Below are 18,673 nucleotides of genomic sequence, written 5' to 3'. Positions count from 1 at the left end.
GCATGGTTGTGTGATGGCGACACAAAACACGACGGGAGCTGCCGCATGACAAGATCCGAGGTCGAGCTGATGCTGAAGGGATATGGGCTGACCACCGCAGAGATGATCTACCGGATGCCGGACCACCGACATGTGCTCAACAGCTTTGTCTGGCAAGATTACGATCTTGCCCCCGATTACCCGCGCCTGTTCGAATTCATCGAATATTGGCAAGGCCAGATCGAGGGGCCGCTGCATTCGGTGCGCTTTGTCCATCGCAAGCTGATCGCGCCGGGCGAATGGCGCAATGTCACGGGGGAATTCACCTATCACTAGGCGGGTCTGGTGGCCGATCCAGCCCTTGCCGCCGCAATCCAGATTGCCCCCAGTGCCACACTGGCCAGCCCGTTCCACGAGGCCATGGACAGCCCCAACATCGCCCAAGCCACCTCGGTGCACAGCACGATGGGCGCGCCCTGCGTCGGGTCGAGCAGGGCGGTAATATCCATTGCCCCCAGATCCTCGGCCCCTCCGGTGCAGGCAAGGTTCAGAACCCACCAGCCGCGCTCGACCCCGGTGTGCAACAGCGCGATGGCCGCGTTCACCGCCATGCCAAGCGCGCCCGCCAGCGCCACCAGCCCGTGCGGGCGCACCAGACCCACAGCGCCGATAACCACCGCCGCTGCATGTGGCCAGCGTTGCCACAGACACATCTCGCACGGTGCCAGCCCGCCCAGATGCTGAAACCCGAAAGCCGCCAGCAGCATCAGGGCCGATCCCAGCCCGGCCACCCCGATCAGGCTGCGACGGTCGATCCGCATCATCATCTCAAAACAGCCTCAGCCCATAAATCCCGCCGGCCAGCAACACCACGAAAAGGGTGAACATCAAGCCCAAGCGTCGTTCGATCAGATCACGAATCGGTGCGCCGTATCGCCACAAAAGCCACGCCACCAGGAAAAACCGCAGCCCGCGCGCGATGATCGAGATGATCACAAAGCTCGCCAACGGCAATCCGGTCCAGCCCGACATGATGGTGATGACCTTGTAGGGAAAGGGCGTCAGCCCGGCCACCAGCACCGCCCAAGATCCGACATCATGAAACCGCGCGTTGAAGGCGGCCATCTGTTCAAGCTTGCCCAAACCCGCAAGCACCGGACGGCCCAGTTCCTCAAAGGCGAAATACCCGATGCCATACCCCGCAACCCCGCCCGCGACCGAGGCCAGCAAACACACGGATGCGATGACAAATGCGCGCTGGGGCGCGGCCAGAATCATCGGGATCATCAGCACATCGGGCGGGATCGGAAAGACCGAGCTTTCCAGAAAGCTGACACCAGCCAGCACCCAGAGCGCATGGCGATGGGCAGCATGTGACAGGGTTCGGTCATAAAGGCGGCGCAGCATCGGCAATCCGGGGCAGGGCATTTGGCCCGCCATGCCGTTCCGCACAGGCAGGGTCAAGCGCGGCGTGTTTGTGGCGATTGACGCGGGCGCGCGGTCGGCGTATGCAACGCGCCGTGCCCGAGTGGTGGAATTGGTAGACGCAGCGGACTCAAAATCCGCCGCCGAAAGGCTTGTCGGTTCGAGTCCGACCTCGGGCACCAGCACCCCAGAAATCAACAGCCTGTTGGTGCGACCCGTGCAGATCGGTTGCACCTGTTTTCATGGACCGCGCACCAACGGGGGCGAGCAGGCCCATCCCCGAGCCGCTCGCGCGGCAATCCGCCAAAGCTCTGCGATCTGTCACCGCTTGCGCGCGGCGCGCCATGCGGCCCAATCCTCGGGCGTGTCCAGATCGATGAGCGCGCGATCATCGGCCAATGGCAACAGATGCCGCCGCGCCCCGGCGGCCGTCAGGATGGATTTCGCCCCCCCATCGCCCTGCAACCGGGCCAGATCGGGCAGGCAATCGGCAGGAAACAGAACCGGATGACCGGGCCTGCCATCGCGCGTGGCGGCCTGAAGGATGGCCTGCGGGGCCTGAGCGCCAAGCGAGACCATCAGATACAAATCCTGTGCGGTGATTGCGGGCATGTCGGCCAGCGCCAAAAGCACCGGACCCTCCAGCCCCGCCACCCCGGCCCTGATCGAGGCCGCCATGCCATCACTGTCGGTCGCTTCCACGATCTCGATCGCCAAACCCTCCAGCGCCGCGCGCCGGGTCACCTGATCCGGGCCCAGCACCACACGCACCGGCACCCCCGCCTTGACCGCGCGGCTGGCCATCAGCCGCAGCAGCGGCTGGCCATCAATCTCCTCCAGAAGCTTGTCGCGCCCGCGCATGCGCGACGACCGGCCAGCCGCCAGCAGCACAATGGTGGTCTGTGTCATGGCGCGACCGATACCTCCGTGCCTGTCCCCGTCACGCCATCGCGCATGACGCCTTACGCCCGCATGCGCGGATCATCCCAAAGCGGCCCCATCACCACATGGGCGGGGCGGCGGTCGCCCAGAATCTCGATTTCCACCGCCAGCCCTTCGGCAATGCGCTCGCGGGGCAGAAAACCCATGGCGACCGATTTGCCCGACCCATGCGCAAAGCCGCCCGAGGTGCAAAAGCCCACCACCGCACCGTCAAGCCAGATCGGTTCATAGGCGACCACATCGGCGTCTTTCGCATCGACCACGAACTGGGCCAGCCTGCGCGCCGGGGGGGTGGCGCGATCGGCCTCGGCCCGTGCCCGACCGATGAAATCGACCGGCTTGCCGAACTGGATGAAGCGATCCAGCCCGGTTTCGGCGGCGGTGTAATCGGGCGAAAACTCCCGCATCCACGATCCAAAGAAGCGATCCAGCCGGAGCGACATCATCGCACGCATGCCAAACGGCCTGAGGCCAAAGGCCTGTCCCGCGGTCCACAGCGTGGTCCAGAGCTGGCGCTGTTCCATGGCATCGACAAAGATCTCGTAGCCCAGATCGCCGGTGTAGCTGACGCGCTGCACGATGGCATCGGCCAGACCCACGGTCATGCGCCGGACATCCATGAAGCGGAACGCCCCGGCCGAGACATCGGCGCGCGTGACCGACGCCAAAAAATCGCGCGCGCGCGGGCCCGCGATCTGAAAGCCCGTCCGCCGATCCGAGACGTTTTCCACCCGCACATCGCCCGCCAGATGGCGTTCGAACCAGCGCAGATGCATGTCTTGGGCGCCATAGCTTGCCGTCAGCTGGAATTGCGTCTCCGACAGGCAAGACACGGTGAAATCGCCGATGATCTTGCCCTTTTCCGACAGCATCGGGGTCAGCGACAGGCGGCCCGGGGTTGGAATGCGCCCGGCCATGATCCGGTCAAGCCACGCGCGCGCATCGCGGCCCGTCACCATGTACTTGCCGAAGTTCTGCACCTCGTTGATGCCCACGGCGTCGCGCACGGCGCGCACCTCGCGGGCGGTGGCCGCCCAGGCGTTGGAGCGGCGAAAGCTTGGCGTCTCGTAGCGCGGTTCGGATCCTTGTGCGAAATAATTCGCCACCTCCAGCCCGTATTGCTGGCCCCAGACCGCGCCCATGGCGTCAAAGACATCATACATGGGCGTGGTGCGATGGGGGCGTGCGGCGGGCTTTTCCTCGTTGGGGTAGCTGACCGAAAAGCGCGTCTGATAATTCTCGATCACCTTGGGCAGCGTGTAGCCCGGCCCGATCCAGCGGCCGAAGCGCGCCACATCCATCGCGCTCACGTCGCGCTCGGCCTCGCCCTCGATCATCCATTGCGCCAGCATCAGCCCCACGCCGCCGCCCTGCGAAAAGCCTGCCATCACCCCACAAGCCGACCAGTAGTTGCGCAGGCCCGGCACCGGGCCCACCAGCGGGTTGCCATCGGGGGCAAAGGTGAAGGGGCCGTGGATCACCGATTTCACGCCGGCGCGTTCAAGCACCGGAAAACGCTTGTAGGCGAATGCGATGGACTCCTCGATCTTGTCGAAATCATCGGGCAGCAATTCATGCCCAAAAGTCCAAGGCGTGCCATCGACCGCCCAGGGGCGGCAGGGTTGTTCGTAAAACCCGATGCACAGACCGCGCCCTTCCTGGCGCAGATAGCTTTCGCCGGCGGGATCCATCACATGGGGGTGTTCATGGCCCTGATCGAGAAGCGCCATGATCTCGGGCACCTCCTCGGTCACGATATACTGATGTTCCATCGGGTGCAGCGGCAGGTAACAGCCCGCCATCGCCGCCACCTCGCGCGCCCAGAGGCCCGCGGCATTGACCACATGCTCGGCATGGATCGTGCCCTTGTCGGTCACCACATCCCATGTGCCATCCGGGCGCGGATTGGTTTCGATGACCTTGGTGTGCAAGACGATCTCGGCCCCGCCCATCTTGGCGGCACGCGCATAGGCATGTGTCGTGCCCGACGGGTCAAGGTGCCCGTCAAGCGGATCGTAAAGCGCGCCCAGGATGCCATCGGTATTGGTGATGGGCGACATCTTGCGGATCTCGTCAGGGCCGATGATCGCGGTTTCGTTGCCCATGTAGCGGTGCTTGGCGCGTTCGGCCTTGAGCATGTCGAAGCGTTCGGGCGTATCGGCCAGCGTCAGGCCGCCCACATGATGCAGCCCGCATGACATGCCGGTCAGCTGTTCCAATTCGCGGTAAAGCCGGATGGTATAGCCCTGAAGGGCTGCCATGTTGGTGTCGCCGTTGAGGGTGTGAAACCCGCCCGCCGCATGCCAAGTGGAGCCCGAGGTCAGTTCCGACCGCTCGAGCAGCATCACATCGGACCAGCCCAGCTTGGTCAGATGATAGGCGACCGAACATCCGACGACGCCGCCGCCGATGATGCAGACACGAGTGGTGGTTTTCATGGCTTCCTCCGATAGCTCTGTGGCGCATCAAAGGCAGGGCGGGGGGGTGTGGCATGTCAGAAAACGACAAAAACTGGCCCGCCCGCACCCAAGACGGTGGGGCATGCGGTTTAGCCGAGCTTGCGCACCTTGAGCCGCGTCAGCCGGTTGCGGTCGCGCTCGGCCACTTCGAAGCGAAAGCCGTGAAAGCTGAAGCATTGGCCGACCACCGGAATGGTCTGTGCCTCGTGGATGACCAGACCCGCCACGGTGTTGGCTTCTTCGTCGGGAAGCTGAAATTCGGTTGCGCGGTTGAAATCGCGGATCGTCATGGCACCATCGATCACGAAATTGCCATCCGGCCCCGGCGCCAGCATCGGCGCATCGGGAATGTCGAATTCATCGGTGATCTCGCCCACGATTTCCTCAAGGATATCCTCGAGCGTGATCAGGCCCCGCAGCGCACCATATTCATCAACGACCAGCGCGAAATGCGTATGCCGCTTGAGAAATTGCTTGAGCTGATCATCCAGCGTCGTGGTTTCGGGAATGAAATAGGGTTTGACGGCCACATCGGTGATGCGAAAGCCCTTGATGCCGGGCGCATCCTCGCCGCGCGTCAGCCGGTTGACCGCGCGCAACAGATCCTTGGCATGAACGACGCCGATGATGTTTTCGTGTTCGCCGCGATAGACCGGAAGCCGCGTATGGGGCGATTGCAGGGCCTGGCTCAGGATGTCTTCGGGATCGGCTTCGGCGTTGATCATCTCGATGCCCGACCGGTGAAGCATGATTTCCTCGACCGTGCGTTCATGCAGATCAAGCGCGCCCAAAAGCCGGTCGCGCTGTTCCTTTTCCACCCGGCCCTCGGAATGGCCCAGCGACAGGGCCCCCATGATTTCCTCGTGGACCGACAGCATGTTGGCGCTGGCGTCGATGCGCACGCCAAACACGCGCAAGACGCCGCGCACCACAAGCCGCACCACCGACACCACGGGCGCCATCACCGCGATGACCAGCCCGATGGGCCGCGCGATTCGTGAAGCCGTGCGTTCGGGGTCGTTGATCGCATAGGTTTTCGGCAGCACCTCGGCAAAGATCAACACCAGCGCCGTCATCGCCAGGGTGGCCAGAGCAACACCGCCTTCGCCAAAGAGCGTGGTCAAAAGCGCGGTGGCCAGCGATGTGGCCAGAATGTTGACCAGATTGTTGCCCAAAAGGATGCCGCCAATCAGCCGCTCGCTGTCTTCTTTCAGCGACAGAGCCTTTTCGGCGCCGACGCCGCCGGTTTCATCCCGATCCGCCATCGAGCGCAGCTTGCCGCGCGAGGCCGCCGTCAGCGCCGTTTCCGACCCCGAGAAAAAGGCAGAACACAAAAGCAGCAGCACAATCACCCCGGCTGTGATCCATGTTGCAGGATCAGCCAGTGCGGACACATTCTGGGCAAGCGACGCGGTTTCCATGGCGCGCTTATGAAGCCTTGCGGGGGCGGCATCAAGATGGTCCGCCCGGCTTGATCGCCGATATTGCACAGCGGGCGCTGACAAGGCGGGCCGCATCCGTGGGGCTTTGGCTTTCGCAAGACCCGGTTGCCCCAGCGCGCAAGGGCATGACGGACACGCCCAAGCCCAAGCGGTGCCGCCCCGCTTTGCCCTTAACCATTGGCCAGCGGGTGGTGGTCGAGCACCAGCCGTTTCAACCGATCATCGAGGATATGGGTGTAGATCTCGGTCGTGGCGATGTCGGCATGGCCCAGCAGCATCTGGATCGTGCGCAGGTCGGCGCCATTGTGCAACAAATGCGTGGCAAAGGCATGGCGCAGCGTGTGGGGGGTAACGCGGTCCGGATCCAGCCCCGCGATGATCGCCATTTCCTTGATCAGGGTGAAAAACCGGATGCGCGTCAGATGTCCCGCCTGCCCGCGTGAGGGGAACAGAAAAGGTGAGGGTTTCGCCCCCTGTTTTGCTTTCATTGCCTGCTCGGCGGCATCGCGATGGGCAAGCCATGTGGTGATCGCCGCGCGGGCGGGTGGGGATAGCGGCACCATGCGTTCCCTCGACCCTTTGCCGCGCACCATCACAAGCTGTGGATTGCCGCGCACGGCTGCCACGGGCAGCGCGACCAGTTCGCTCACCCGCAAGCCACAGGCATAAAGGATCTGCATCAGACAGCTGTTGCGCGCCTGCTCGGCCGGGGTCTTGCCATGGGTTTGGGCCGCAGCCAGCAGCGCGTCGACCTCGGCCATGCTCAGGGTGCCGGGCAGGGGGCGCGCGCGCGTCGGGCCCTTGATCTGTAGTACCGGATTGTCGCTGCGCCAGCCTTCGTCATGGGCAAAGCGGTAGAATTGCTTGAGCGCGGACAGGCGGCGCGCACGGGTGGCCGGGCTCAGGCCCAGAGCGTCCAGTTCCGCCAGATAGCGCTCAAGCGCCGCCCGTTCGGCGGTGACAAGGCACAAGCCCCGCCGTGCAAGCCCTGCGCTGGCGTCGCTCAGATCGCGCCCATAGGCCAACACCGTATTGCGCGCGGCCCCCAGTTCGGCGACCTGCGCCTCAAGAAAGGCGGAAATCCGGCGCGGATCGGATCCAGCCATTGCCCTACCCCCGCAAGATCAGCAACTGCAAGGCTGTGCGGCGGGCCAGATCCTCAAGCCCCACCTGTCGCAAAAGCGCCAGCGCATCGGTGATGTCGCCGGGGTCATGTCCGGGATCCGACAAGATCAGCGCCGCGCGCAACAAGGCCTCGCCCATCCGATCGCTTTGGACAAACCAGGCATAGCTGTGCGCAGGTGCCGGGTCGGCGAATGCAGCCGCCACCGCGCTGCGCGTCAGATCAGCGCCGGGTGGGGGAAGCGCGGTCTGGCCGCGCGCGATGGCAAAGGCAAAGGCTTCGTCAGGTGTTTGTGCAACAGCCGCCTGTGCCACGGTTTCATAAAGCGGCGACAACAATCCCACGCGCCGCGCCAAAAGTCCGGTTTCCCCGGTCAGTGGCAAGCGCAGCAGCCGCTCGGCATAAATCTCGGCAAAGGCGATTTCCAGACCGGCCTCCTGCATCGCGGCATAGGCGGGGGCAAGACGCTCACCCGCCTGAACCGGATCGCCCGCAAGGATCGCCGCATCAAGCCGTTGCAGCGCGCCCACCCGGTCCCAGACCCCACCCGATGCCGCCGGCACGCGGGCGGTGTAGATCGCCAGCCATTGCCCGGCCGAAATCGCCCCCGACCGCGTCAGACGCTCGGCCGCGTCCAGCTGGGCATGCCAGCCCGCCAGATCCGACAGATCGGCATGGGCAAAAGCCAGCGGCAAGGCGGTGGTGGCCGGACGCTCGCCGATGGCCGCGCGCATTTGAAAAGCCAAAGGTGTCAGGGCGGGATCAGGGGGCAGGGGCGGCTCGCCTTCGAACAATTCGGGGTCGAGAAACCGCGCGATCAGATCGGCTTCGGCGTCTGTGATGCGCCCAAGCGCGCTGCCGGTGTCCAGCATCAGCGCCGCAGCCCCCCAATCGCCCGTCCGCGCAAGGCACAAGATGCGGGCGGGAAGCGTGGGGGCAATGTCCGGATTGGCCCCCATCGCTTGACAGGCACGGTCGGCATGGCCCGTCAAAAGCGACACATCAAACCAGCGCCGAAACACATCGGGGTTGGTGGGCCCGGCGCGTTCGATCAACGCCTGCGCCGGATCCAGCGCCCCGCGCGCCAAAAGCATGTCGATGCGCGCCAGAAACAACACGGGCTCCCGGGGGGCCAGCGCTGTGGGCGGATCCAGTTCGGCCAAGGCCATGGTTTCGGTAAAGCGCTGGATCGCAGGCAAGCCTTGCACAGGCTGGGCCAACAGCAGCCGGGCCAGCGTTTCGGGCTCCGATCTTCCCCACAAGCCACGCGGCAAGCCCGTGATCGTCGCGGGCAACAGCCCCACCGCCTCCAGCGTGACAGCGCCGAGCGGCGTTACTGTCACCACCGGCGGCACGGCCGATGTTGCGATATTGCCATGGGGTCTGGTGACCGTGTCCGACAGCCAGTCAGGCGCCGCGACTGCCGGCATTTCGACCATGGCAGGTGATGGGGCGCCGGGTGCCTGCGCCGCCACCCCCCCGGGCATGATCGCCAATGTCACCAGAACGGCAAGGGCTGCCTGCTTAGTCGACATCGAGATCCACCGGGAGGGTGATGCTGGTCTGCTCGGGAACCAGATAGCCGGAATAGGAATACCCGATCAGCCCCACCAGAGCGATCAGGACAAGCAGAACGACAAAGCCGATCAAACGCCTCATGGTCTTGCGCCTCAACGTTTTTTAGTGGCCCGCAACCGATCTGGCATCGGCATGTGGATCGGCGTTTGCCGCCGTTGTGAAATGACTATAAGCCATGCTCGACACAATTGCGCCAGTCAGAGAAGATTTTTTTCGGAATCATGGTCGAAACACCGCCACATTTGCCTGAGGACCGCGACCTGCGACTGGTGCGCAGCGTTGTGCTTGTGGGCATGATGGGCGCGGGAAAGACCGCCGTCGGCAAGGTCTTGGCGCAACGCCTGGGCGTGGAGATGCGCGACTCGGACGCCGAGATCGTGGCCTCCGCGCGGCTCACGATCGCGGAAATCTTCGAACGCTATGGCGAGCCTTTCTTTCGGGAAAAGGAAAGCGCGGTGATCGAGCGGCTGCTCGAGGGGCCGCCTTGCGTCTTGTCGACCGGGGGCGGGGCATGGATGTCGGCGGCCAATCGCGACCTTCTGGCCGCGCGCGCGGTGGTGGTTTGGCTCAAGGTCGATCTGGATCTGCTCTGGAGCAGGGTAAAGCACAAATCCACCCGTCCCTTGTTGCGCACGGCCAACCCCCGCGCGACGCTGGCCGATCTTTATGCTCAACGCGAGCCGGTCTATGCGCTGGCGCCCTATTGTGTGACTGTCGCCCCGGATTGGACGATCGAGACCACGATGGTGCAGGTTCTGGCGGAACTGGCGCGGGCGGGCGCGGTAGAAGGATATGAGCCATGACACAGACCGTGCATGTTGCCTTGGGCGAGCGGGCCTATGATGTGCGCATCGCGCCGGGACTGTTGGCAAGGTCCGGGGCCGAGATTGCGGGGCTGTTGCGCCGCCCCAAGGTCTGGATCGTGACCGAAGCGCGGGTGGCGGCCCTGCATCTGGCCACACTCGAGGCCGGGTTGACGGCCGCGGGCATTACCAGCCGGGCGCTGATCCTGGCACCGGGTGAGGGCACCAAAAGCTGGCCGCATCTGATCGAGGTCGTCGAATGGCTTTTGGCCGAAAAGGTCGAACGCCGCGATGTGGTGCTGGCGCTTGGTGGCGGGGTGATCGGCGATCTTGTGGGCTTTGCCGCTGCCATCTTGCGGCGAGGCGTGCGCTTCGTGCAGCTTCCGACATCGCTTTTGGCGCAAGTGGACAGCTCGGTGGGCGGCAAGACCGGCATCAACACCGCGCAGGGCAAGAACCTTGTGGGCGCCTTTCATCAGCCAAGCCTGGTTCTGGCCGATATCGATGTCCTCGACAGCTTGCCGCCGCGTGACTTTCTGGCAGGCTATGGCGAGGTGGTGAAATACGGGCTGTTGGGGGATGCCCAGTTTTTCGATTGGCTGGAGCGGCATGGCCCGGCGCTGGCTCAGGGCGACAAGACAGCGCGGGCCGAGGCGGTGCGCCGCTCGGTACAGATGAAGGCCGATATCGTGGTGCGTGACGAAACCGAACAGGGTGATCGCGCATTGCTCAATCTGGGCCATACCTTTTGCCATGCGCTGGAGGCCGCGACAGGGTTTTCCGATCGTCTGCTGCATGGTGAAGGCGTCGCGATCGGCTGTGCGCTGGCGTTTGAGCTGTCAGCGCGGCTGGGTCTGTGTGCGCAAGAAGACCCCAGCCGGGTGCGCGCCCATCTGACACAGATGAAGATGATGCGCGATCTGTCTGATATCGCAGGAGAATTGCCAGATATCACCGAGTTGTTGGCGTTGATGGCCCAAGACAAGAAGGTGGTGGATGGCAAGCTGCGCTTTATCCTGGCGCGGGGCATCGGTCAGGCGTTTGTGGCCACGGATGTCCCCGGCGATGCGGTGCGCGGGTTGCTTGCGGATGCGCTTGGGCGCGGGTAGCGACTTTTCGTACGAAAAGTCGCAGATGCGAAAATTCGTACGAATTTTCGGGGCCGACCCTCAGTCCTTGCCGCGATAGGGTTCGACATATTGCAGCGCCATGTCCCATGGGAAAAAGATCCATGTGTCTTGGCTCACCCCGGTGATGAAGGTGTCGACCATCGGCTCGCCCTTGGGCTTGGCGTAGATCGTGGCGAAATGGGCCTTTGGGTACAACTGACGCACGAGTTCGAGTGTTTTGCCAGTGTCGACAAGATCGTCGATGATCAGCACACCCTCGCCATCGCCCATCACCACCCCATCGGGGCTTTTCAGGACTTCGGCCTCGCGCTGGGTGTCGGCCTTGCCGCCGCCCGCATGGTAGGATTTCACGCTGATCGTGTCGACGGTACGGATATCAAGCTCGCGCGCCACGATCATTGCAGGCGCCATGCCGCCGCGCGTGATGGCCACCACCGCGCGCCATGCGCCATCTTGCCCCGGGCCGCGCTTGTCCAACCGCCATGCGAGGGCGCGCGCATCACGGTGAAGCTGGTCCCAAGAGACGTGAAAGCCCTTTTCATGCGGCAGCGGCGTGATCATGGCCTAGCCTTCCTTCTTTTCGAGAGACATATCAGGCGCTTCGGGGTTCTTCATGCCGATCACATGATAGCCCGCATCGACATGCAAGATCTCACCCGTCACCGCGCTTGACATGTCGGACAACAGATAGAGGGCCGACTGCCCGAGCTCGTCTTGCGTGACCGTGCGGCGCAGGGGCGAATTGTATTCATTCCACTTCAGAATGTAGCGGAAATCACCGATGCCACTGGCCGCCAGCGTCTTGATCGTGCCCGCCGAGATTGCGTTCACGCGGATCCCATCGCGGCCCAGATCTTCGGCCAGATACATCACCGATGCCTCCAGCGCGGCCTTGGCCACACCCATCACATTGTAATGGGGCATAACCTTTTCGGCACCATAATAGGTCAGCGTCAGAAGGCTGCCGCCATTGGGCATCATCTTTTCGGCGCGCTGGCACACGGCAGTAAAGGAATAGACCGAGATGTTCATGGTGACGGCGAAATTCGCGGCGCTGGTTTCCACATAGCGGCCGCGCAGCTCGTTCTTGTCGGAAAAGCCGATCGCGTGGACCACGAAATCAAGGCTGCCCCATTCCGCCCCCAGACGGTCAAACAGCACGTCGATCGAGGCTTCATCAGACACATCGCAAGGGATCATCAGACGTGACCCGACGCTTTCTGCCAAGGGCTGCACCCGCTTGAGCAGCGCATCGCCCTGATAGGAAAAAGCCATCTCTGCGCCTTCGGCGGCCAGCGCCTTGGCGATGCCCCACGCGATGGATTTGTCATTCGCAAGCCCCATGATGAGGCCGCGCTTGCCCGTCATCAAACCCATACCTGCCCCCAGTATCCCAAGCCGTTGGCGGCACTCGTAAGCCATCGCTGGCACCTCTTCAAGAGAGGCGGGCTTGCGCAGGGGTGCATCGGGCGCTAGCTGGGTCTTGAGTGACATGCCCATGGACATGGAGGCGCGGCATCATGAGCGACCGGGGCGGAATTTTCGCAGGCGATGATCCCTTTGTGATCGCTCAGAACTGGCTGGCCGAGGCCGAAGCCACCGAACCCAATGATCCCAACGCCATCGCGCTGGCGACAGTGGATGCAGACGGATTGCCCAATGTGCGGATGGTGCTGTTGAAAGAGATCGAAGCACAGGGCGCAGGGCAGGGTGCTTTCGTGTTCTATACCAATTACGACAGCGTCAAGGGACGCGAATTGACCGCTTCGGGCAAGGTGGCCTTTGTGCTGCATTCCAAGACGCTGCGCCGTCAGATCCGTGTGCGCGGAACGGTCACCCGCGAAGACGGCCCGCAGGCCGATGCCTATTATGCCTCGCGCTCGCTCAAAAGCCGTCTGGGCGCCTGGGCCTCGCGTCAGTCACAACCGCTGGCCGGGCGCGCCAGCCTTGTGGCCGAAGTCGCGCGCGTCACCGCACAGCATGGGCCCAACCCTGCGCGCCCGCCCTTTTGGGGCGGCTTTCGGATTGCGCCCGTCGAGATCGAGTTTTGGGCCGATGGCGCTTTTCGATTGCATGATCGCTTCCGCTGGCAGCGGGCGGTGCCCGATGCGGGCTGGCATGTCGAGCGGCTCAACCCGTGACCGGGACATGTGTCTGAAACATCCGGATCCTGCGTTTTGCTCAAAGGATAGCGATTTCAATCTTTTGCGCAGAGCGGTTTTTCGCCTTGTGTCTTGAGGCCCGCGTCACCAAAACGTTACCATCTACGCATCGCTCAGGATGGGCATGGTACGGGACGGGCCAGTATGGCGGATGAAATAAACGACGAGCCGCTCACCGTTGAGGGCCGTGTTAAGTGGTTTGATGTGGGTAAGGGGTTCGGGTTCATTGTATCGGACGAACCTGGGCCCGACATCTTGCTGCATGCGAATGTTCTGAGAAATTTCGGACAAGGGTCGGTCGCCGAGGACGCGCGCATCACTGTGCGGGTTCAGGTCACGCCGCGTGGCGTGCAGGCCAGCGAGGTTGTGTCGATCGGCCCGGCGAGCGGTCCTGATGGTGAGGATTACGACACCACCGAGGATCTGGCCCCCGGCGTGCCGTTTGTGCCCGCCCGGGTAAAATGGTTCGACAAGGCAAAAGGGTTTGGCTTTGCAAATGTCTTTGGGCATCCTGAAGACATATTTGTTCATGCCGAGGTGCTGCGCAGCTGTGGTCTGGCCGATCTGTTGCCCGGTGAAGCCGTGGCGATGAAGGTCGTCGAAGGCCCGCGGGGCAACATGGCCGCCGAAGTGCGCAGTTGGGATTTTGTCTGAAAGGGGGGCGCATGCGCCTTGCTTTGCTTGGTGTTGCGACTGCGCTGACGGTGATATCGCTGGCGGGCACGCCCGCTTTTGCGTGTCGCGCCGATCAGATCGAGATCCGGGGCGATTTCGGAACGGCCCGGTTTCGCATCGATGTGGCCGATACCCCCGCTGAGCGGTCACAGGGTCTGATGCATGTGCCCGAGATGCCGCGCATGACGGGGATGTTGTTTGTCTATGACCGCCCCGAACCTGTCCGCTTCTGGATGGAAAACACCCTGATCCCGCTTGACATGATTTTTGCCGACGAAACCGGCACGGTACAACGTATCCATGCCAACGCCGTGCCACTGGATCGGACGCCGATCCCGGGCGGCGATGCGATCCAGTTCGTGCTGGAAATCAACGGCGGTCTGTCGGATCAGTTCGGCTTTTCGCCGGGCGATGTCCTGCGCCATCCCGCCATTGCCCCGGACCGCGCCGCATGGCCATGTTCGGCGCCCTGATCAGAGGGGCTTTCCAAGGCCGTCACCGGGCTTTAAAGGGGGCTCACGTCGGGGCGTAGCGCAGTCTGGTAGCGCGTCTGTTTTGGGTACAGAAGGTCGTGAGTTCGAATCTCGCCGCCCCGACCAATTTCCGCCCTGCCACCACATATGGTCGTCGTTTTGCCACGGATGTCCAAATCTGGGGGCAACCCGATTGGCCCTGGGGGTTCTCCACAGAAATTTTCGTCTCGCGCGGTCAGGAACGACTGCCTTGATCCGATCAAGGCCTGTCTGCATGTTTTCACCCAGATGATGAATGAACGGCGCTAAGGCCCGGGGAATTCAGCGGTTCTTTTCGGACGTGGCCGGGATGGCCCGCCATGGGGAATCATCGGGCAATTCGCGGCACGCGCATCGCGTCCGAATTCAACCCATTATTGCCGTAACCCCGAGAAAAAAACGATTGACCAAGACGGCTGCCCTACGTCAGTTTGTGTGGGCTGGGTGCAAGCGCCACTACATATGGTGCAGCCCGGCGGGGACAGGGAGAAATCCCGGCACAAGCAAGCAGGTCCGCGAGACAGGGCCAACCATCGTTGGACCCTTCAGGGTCCGTCGCATGCCGTGGTATTTTTCTGTTCAAAACCGGTCAGGGCGCAACGACGCGGGCCGGGCGTGCGTATGAGACCATAATGTTGAGAGGGGCAGAGACATGAAAATCGAACGCAGATTGACCAAGGCCGGTGCGGATACCTATGCCGATCTGGAATTCACCACGACGACATCCGAGATCCGCAATCCCGATGGTACGGTCGTATTCAAGCTTGATGATGTCGAAGTGCCCCTTGGCTGGAGTCAGGTCGCATCGGATGTGATTGCGCAGAAATATTTCCGCAAGGCCGGCGTGCCCGCACGGCTCAAGCCCGTCAGGGAAAAGGGCGTGCCCGAGTTCTTGTGGCGTCAGGTGGCCGATGACGCGGCGCTGTCGACGCTGCCCGAAGATCAAAGGATCGTCGGCGAAACTTCCGCCAAGCAGGTATTCCGCCGTTTGGCGGGCGCTTGGGCCTATTGGGGATGGAAGGGTGGCTATTTCACCACTGAAACCGATGCGCGCGCCTATTTCGACGAGATGCAGCTGATGCTGGCGCGCCAGATGGCCGCCCCCAACAGCCCGCAATGGTTCAACACGGGCCTGCATTGGGCCTATGGCATCGACGGTCCGGCGCAGGGGCATTACTATGTCGATTACAAGACGGGCCAGCTGACGAAATCCACCTCCAGCTATGAACATCCGCAGCCGCATGCCTGCTTCATTCAGGGCGTGAACGACGACCTCGTGAACGAGGGCGGCATCATGGATCTGTGGGTGCGCGAGGCGCGGCTGTTCAAATACGGCTCGGGCACGGGCACCAATTTCAGCCATCTGCGCGGCGCGGGTGAAAAGCTGTCGGGTGGCGGCAAATCCAGCGGCCTGATGGGCTTTCTCAAGATCGGTGACCGGGCGGCGGGCGCGATCAAGTCGGGCGGCACCACGCGGCGCGCGGCCAAGATGGTCATCGTCGATGCCGACCACCCCGATATCGAGGCCTTCATCGACTGGAAGGTGATCGAAGAGCAGAAGGTGGCAAGCCTTGTCGCGGGCTCCAAGACCCATGAGAAAATGCTCAACGCCATTTTCACCGCCATCGCCGGCTGGGATGGCGCCATCGACGATGCCGTTGATCCGGCAAAGAACGAGGCGTTGAAAAAGGCGATCCGCGCGGCCAAATCGGCCTCGATCCCCGAAACCTATGTCAAGCGCGTGCTTGATTACGCGCGTCAGGGCTACACCTCGATCGAGTTCCCGACCTATGACACCGATTGGGACAGTGAGGCCTATGCCTCGGTCTCGGGGCAGAATTCCAACAATTCGATCCGCGTGACCGACGCCTTTCTCAAGGCGGTCGAGACCGATGATGACTGGAAGCTGATCAACCGCGTGGGCGGCAAGGTGTCCAAGACGCTGAAAGCCCGCGACCTTTGGGAAAAAGTGGGCCACGCGGCCTGGGCCTGTGCCGATCCGGGCATTCAGTTTCACGACACGGTCAACGCATGGCACACCTGCCCTGTCGATGGCGCGATCCGTGGCTCGAACCCCTGTTCGGAATACATGTTCCTCGACGATACCGCCTGCAACCTTGCGTCGATGAACCTGTTGACCTTTTACGGCAACGGCGCGTTCGATGCCGAAGGCTACATGCATGCCTGCCGCCTGTGGACGCTGACCCTTGAGATCAGCGTGATGATGGCACAATTCCCCTCCAAGGAAATCGCGCAGCAAAGTTATGATTTCCGCACGCTGGGTCTGGGCTATGCCAATATCGGCGGCTTGCTGATGAACATGGGCCTTGGCTATGACAGCGACGAGGGCCGCGCCATGTGCGGGGCGCTGACCGCCATCATGACCGGCGTGGCCTATGCCACATCGGCGGAAATCGCGGCCGAGCTGGGCCCGTTTGCAGGGTTCGCGCGCAACCGCGATCACATGCTGCGCGTCATCCGCAATCATCGCGCGGCCGCCCATGGCCAGATCGATGGCTATGAGACGGTCAATGTGAACCCCGTGGCGCTTGATCATGCCAACTGCCCCGATGAGCGTCTGGTCGCCCTTGCACGGCAATCCTGGGACGAGGCGCTGCGTCTGGGCGAGGCGCATGGCTATCGCAATGCGCAAGCCACGGTGATCGCGCCCACGGGCACCATCGGTCTGGTGATGGATTGCGACACCACCGGGATCGAGCCCGATTTCGCGCTGGTCAAGTTCAAGAAACTGGCCGGTGGCGGCTATTTCAAGATCATCAACCAGTCGGTTCCGGGGGCCTTGGAAACGCTGGGCTATGGCTCGGCCGAGATCGAAGAGATCATCGCCTATGCGGTGGGTCACGGCACGCTGGGCCAGGCGCCCGGCATCAACCACACATCGTTGATCGGTCACGGGTTCGGCCCGCGCGAGATCGCACGGATCGAGGCCGCGCTGCCGTCGGCCTTTGATATCCGCTTTGTGTTCAACCAGTGGACGCTGGGCGAAGAATTCTGCACCAAGACGCTGGGCATTCCGGCGGCCAAGCTGAACGACCCGACCTTTGACATGCTGCGTCACCTGGGCTTTACCAAAGCCGATGTCGACGCCGCCAACGACCATGTCTGCGGAACCATGACGCTGGAAGGCGCGCCGTTTCTCAAACCCCAGCATTACCATGTCTTCGATTGCGCCAATCCCTGCGGCAAGAAGGGCAAGCGCTATCTGGGCGTGAACGCGCACATCTACATGATGGCGGCGGCGCAATCCTTTATCTCGGGGGCGATCTCCAAGACGATCAACATGCCCAATTCCGCCACCATCGAGGATTGCCAGAAAGCCTATGAGCTGTCGTGGTCATTGGGGGTAAAGGCCAACGCGCTCTATCGCGATGGGTCCAAGCTGTCTCAGCCACTGGCCTCGGCCTTGGTCGAAGACGACGAGGAAGCGGCCGAGGTGCTGGAATCGGGCACCAGCATGCAAAAGGCACAGGTGCTGGCCGAAAAGATCGTCGAAAAGATCGTGATCAAGGAAATCATCAAGGCGCATCGCGAAAAGCTGCCCGAGCGGCGCAAGGGCTATACGCAAAAGGCGATCGTCGGCGGCCACAAGGTCTATCTGCGGACCGGCGAATACAAGGACGGCACGCTGGGCGAGATCTTCATCGACATGCACAAGGAAGGCGCGGGCTTCCGGGCGATGATGAACAACTTTGCCATCGCGGTATCGGTCGGGCTTCAATACGGCGTGCCGCTGGAGGAATTCGTCGATGCCTTCACCTTCACCAAATTCGAACCCTCGGGGATGGTGCAGGGCAATGATTCGATCAAGAACGCGACCTCGATCCTTGATTACATCTTCCGCGAACTGGCGGTGAGCTATCTGGACCGCACCGATCTGGCGCATGTCCAGCCGCAAGGCACCAGCTTTGACGATGTGGGGCGCGGCGCCGAAGAAGGCGTGTCCAACATCCGCGAAGTGCCCGAAAGCCGTGGCTCGACGCCCATCGAAGTGCTCAAACAGGTGGCATCGACCGGCTATCTGCGCAAGCGCGCGCCTCAGGAATTGCTGGTGTTCCAAGGTGGCGCCGATACGGTCGCCACGCTGCAAACCCTGATCCCCGCTGAAACGCGCTTTGGCACGACCATCGCGGCGGTCGCCACCAGCACGGCGGTGGCCACCGGCACGGTCAGCATGGATGCCTCCACCCGTGCCAAGATGCAGGGCTACGAGGGCGAGGCTTGTGGCGAATGCGGCAACTACACGCTGGTGCGCAACGGCACCTGCATGAAGTGCAACACCTGCGGCGGGACCAGCGGGTGCAGCTGACAAGAACCGGGCGTCCCCCACAGGGGCGCCTGTCATCCGGGGCGGGTGCGCTCGCCTCAGACGCGGATCAGGCCGCAGGCAGAAACTTCGGGCAGACATTCAGAGCCTGATCAGCG

The 18,673-nt window shown here is 62.9% G+C and carries 17 protein-coding genes and 2 tRNA genes; 9 read left to right on the top strand and 10 right to left on the bottom strand.

Annotated elements, in window-relative coordinates:
- The first annotated feature begins 45 nt into the window (after positions 1–45).
- A complete protein-coding gene (locus Q0094_RS12780) occupies positions 46–315 on the top strand; it encodes an usg protein (RefSeq protein WP_297620194.1) in 270 nt (89 codons plus the stop codon).
- Here the strand turns inward: Q0094_RS12780 and Q0094_RS12775 are convergent.
- Entirely contained in the window at positions 312–800 is a 489-nt protein-coding gene (locus Q0094_RS12775; RefSeq protein WP_366940290.1) for a disulfide bond formation protein B, read from the bottom strand. The two genes, Q0094_RS12780 and Q0094_RS12775, sit on opposite strands and share 4 nt — an antisense overlap.
- Before the next feature lie 7 nt (positions 801–807).
- On the bottom strand, positions 808–1,386 hold the full coding sequence (locus tag Q0094_RS12770) for a YqaA family protein (RefSeq protein WP_297620191.1): 579 nt from the start codon (positions 1,384–1,386) through the stop codon (positions 808–810).
- 115 nt (positions 1,387–1,501) lie between these two features.
- On the opposite strand from Q0094_RS12770, the gene Q0094_RS12765 reads away from it, so the two are divergent.
- Positions 1,502–1,586, top strand: a tRNA-Leu gene (locus Q0094_RS12765).
- 139 nt (positions 1,587–1,725) lie between these two features.
- Here the strand turns inward: Q0094_RS12765 and Q0094_RS12760 are convergent.
- From Q0094_RS12760 to Q0094_RS12735, 6 genes are all read right to left on the bottom strand, one after another.
- Positions 1,726–2,313, bottom strand: coding sequence for a nucleotidyltransferase family protein (locus tag Q0094_RS12760; protein WP_297620189.1), 588 nt, complete (start codon positions 2,311–2,313; stop codon positions 1,726–1,728).
- 53 nt (positions 2,314–2,366) lie between these two features.
- Entirely contained in the window at positions 2,367–4,784 is a 2,418-nt protein-coding gene (locus Q0094_RS12755; RefSeq protein ID WP_297620186.1) for an FAD-dependent oxidoreductase, read from the bottom strand.
- A gap of 110 nt (positions 4,785–4,894) precedes the next feature.
- Positions 4,895–6,226 carry an HlyC/CorC family transporter gene (locus tag Q0094_RS12750; RefSeq protein ID WP_297620183.1) on the bottom strand — a complete coding sequence of 444 codons (1,332 nt, stop codon included), beginning with the start codon at positions 6,224–6,226 and terminating at the stop codon, positions 4,895–4,897.
- A 191-nt stretch (positions 6,227–6,417) separates the two neighbouring features.
- Complete coding sequence (locus Q0094_RS12745; RefSeq protein ID WP_297620180.1) at positions 6,418–7,353, bottom strand: site-specific tyrosine recombinase XerD; 936 nt, start codon at positions 7,351–7,353, stop codon at positions 6,418–6,420.
- A 4-nt stretch (positions 7,354–7,357) separates the two neighbouring features.
- Positions 7,358–8,905 carry a hypothetical protein gene (locus Q0094_RS12740; RefSeq protein WP_297620177.1) on the bottom strand — a complete coding sequence of 516 codons (1,548 nt, stop codon included), beginning with the start codon at positions 8,903–8,905 and terminating at the stop codon, positions 7,358–7,360.
- Entirely contained in the window at positions 8,895–9,029 is a 135-nt protein-coding gene (locus Q0094_RS12735; protein WP_297620174.1) for a hypothetical protein, read from the bottom strand. Before Q0094_RS12735 ends, Q0094_RS12740 begins: the two co-directional genes overlap by 11 nt.
- Before the next feature lie 140 nt (positions 9,030–9,169).
- On the opposite strand from Q0094_RS12735, the gene Q0094_RS12730 reads away from it, so the two are divergent.
- Positions 9,170–9,751, top strand: a complete 582-nt coding sequence (locus tag Q0094_RS12730; protein ID WP_297620172.1) for a shikimate kinase — start codon at positions 9,170–9,172, stop codon at positions 9,749–9,751.
- Positions 9,748–10,860, top strand: coding sequence for a 3-dehydroquinate synthase (aroB, locus tag Q0094_RS12725; RefSeq protein ID WP_297620170.1), 1,113 nt, complete (start codon positions 9,748–9,750; stop codon positions 10,858–10,860). The genes Q0094_RS12730 and aroB overlap by 4 nt, the downstream gene beginning before the upstream one ends.
- 60 nt (positions 10,861–10,920) lie before the next feature.
- Here aroB and gpt read toward each other — a convergent pair whose 3' ends face one another.
- Both gpt and fabI read right to left on the bottom strand, forming a co-directional pair.
- Positions 10,921–11,442 carry a xanthine phosphoribosyltransferase gene (gene gpt / locus Q0094_RS12720; RefSeq protein WP_297620167.1) on the bottom strand — a complete coding sequence of 174 codons (522 nt, stop codon included), beginning with the start codon at positions 11,440–11,442 and terminating at the stop codon, positions 10,921–10,923.
- Between the two features lie 3 nt (positions 11,443–11,445).
- Positions 11,446–12,258 carry an enoyl-ACP reductase FabI gene (fabI, locus tag Q0094_RS12715; protein WP_297620235.1) on the bottom strand — a complete coding sequence of 271 codons (813 nt, stop codon included), beginning with the start codon at positions 12,256–12,258 and terminating at the stop codon, positions 11,446–11,448.
- A 143-nt stretch (positions 12,259–12,401) separates the two neighbouring features.
- On the opposite strand from fabI, the gene pdxH reads away from it, so the two are divergent.
- The 5 genes from pdxH (at position 12,402) to Q0094_RS12690 (ending at position 18,557) form a co-directional block, all read left to right on the top strand.
- Positions 12,402–13,022 (top strand): pyridoxamine 5'-phosphate oxidase, encoded by a 621-nt coding sequence (pdxH, locus tag Q0094_RS12710; RefSeq protein ID WP_297620164.1) that lies wholly within the window; start codon positions 12,402–12,404, stop codon positions 13,020–13,022.
- Positions 13,023–13,187: 165 nt separating this feature from the next.
- Positions 13,188–13,697: a cold-shock protein gene (locus Q0094_RS12705; protein ID WP_297620161.1), complete on the top strand. Its 510-nt coding sequence runs from the start codon at positions 13,188–13,190 to the stop codon at positions 13,695–13,697.
- An 11-nt stretch (positions 13,698–13,708) separates the two neighbouring features.
- Entirely contained in the window at positions 13,709–14,191 is a 483-nt protein-coding gene (locus tag Q0094_RS12700) for a DUF192 domain-containing protein (protein WP_297620158.1), read from the top strand.
- 49 nt (positions 14,192–14,240) lie between these two features.
- Positions 14,241–14,317: transfer RNA gene (locus Q0094_RS12695), tRNA-Pro, on the top strand.
- A 565-nt stretch (positions 14,318–14,882) separates the two neighbouring features.
- Positions 14,883–18,557, top strand: coding sequence for a vitamin B12-dependent ribonucleotide reductase (locus tag Q0094_RS12690; RefSeq protein ID WP_297620155.1), 3,675 nt, complete (start codon positions 14,883–14,885; stop codon positions 18,555–18,557).
- The last annotated feature ends 116 nt before the right edge of the window (positions 18,558–18,673 follow it).

It is taken from the genome of uncultured Roseicyclus sp., assembly GCF_937892565.1.
GTDB lineage: Bacteria > Pseudomonadota > Alphaproteobacteria > Rhodobacterales > Rhodobacteraceae > Roseicyclus.
Note: the sequence above shows the minus strand (reverse complement) of the source record. Positions and strands in the feature narration are given on the sequence as shown.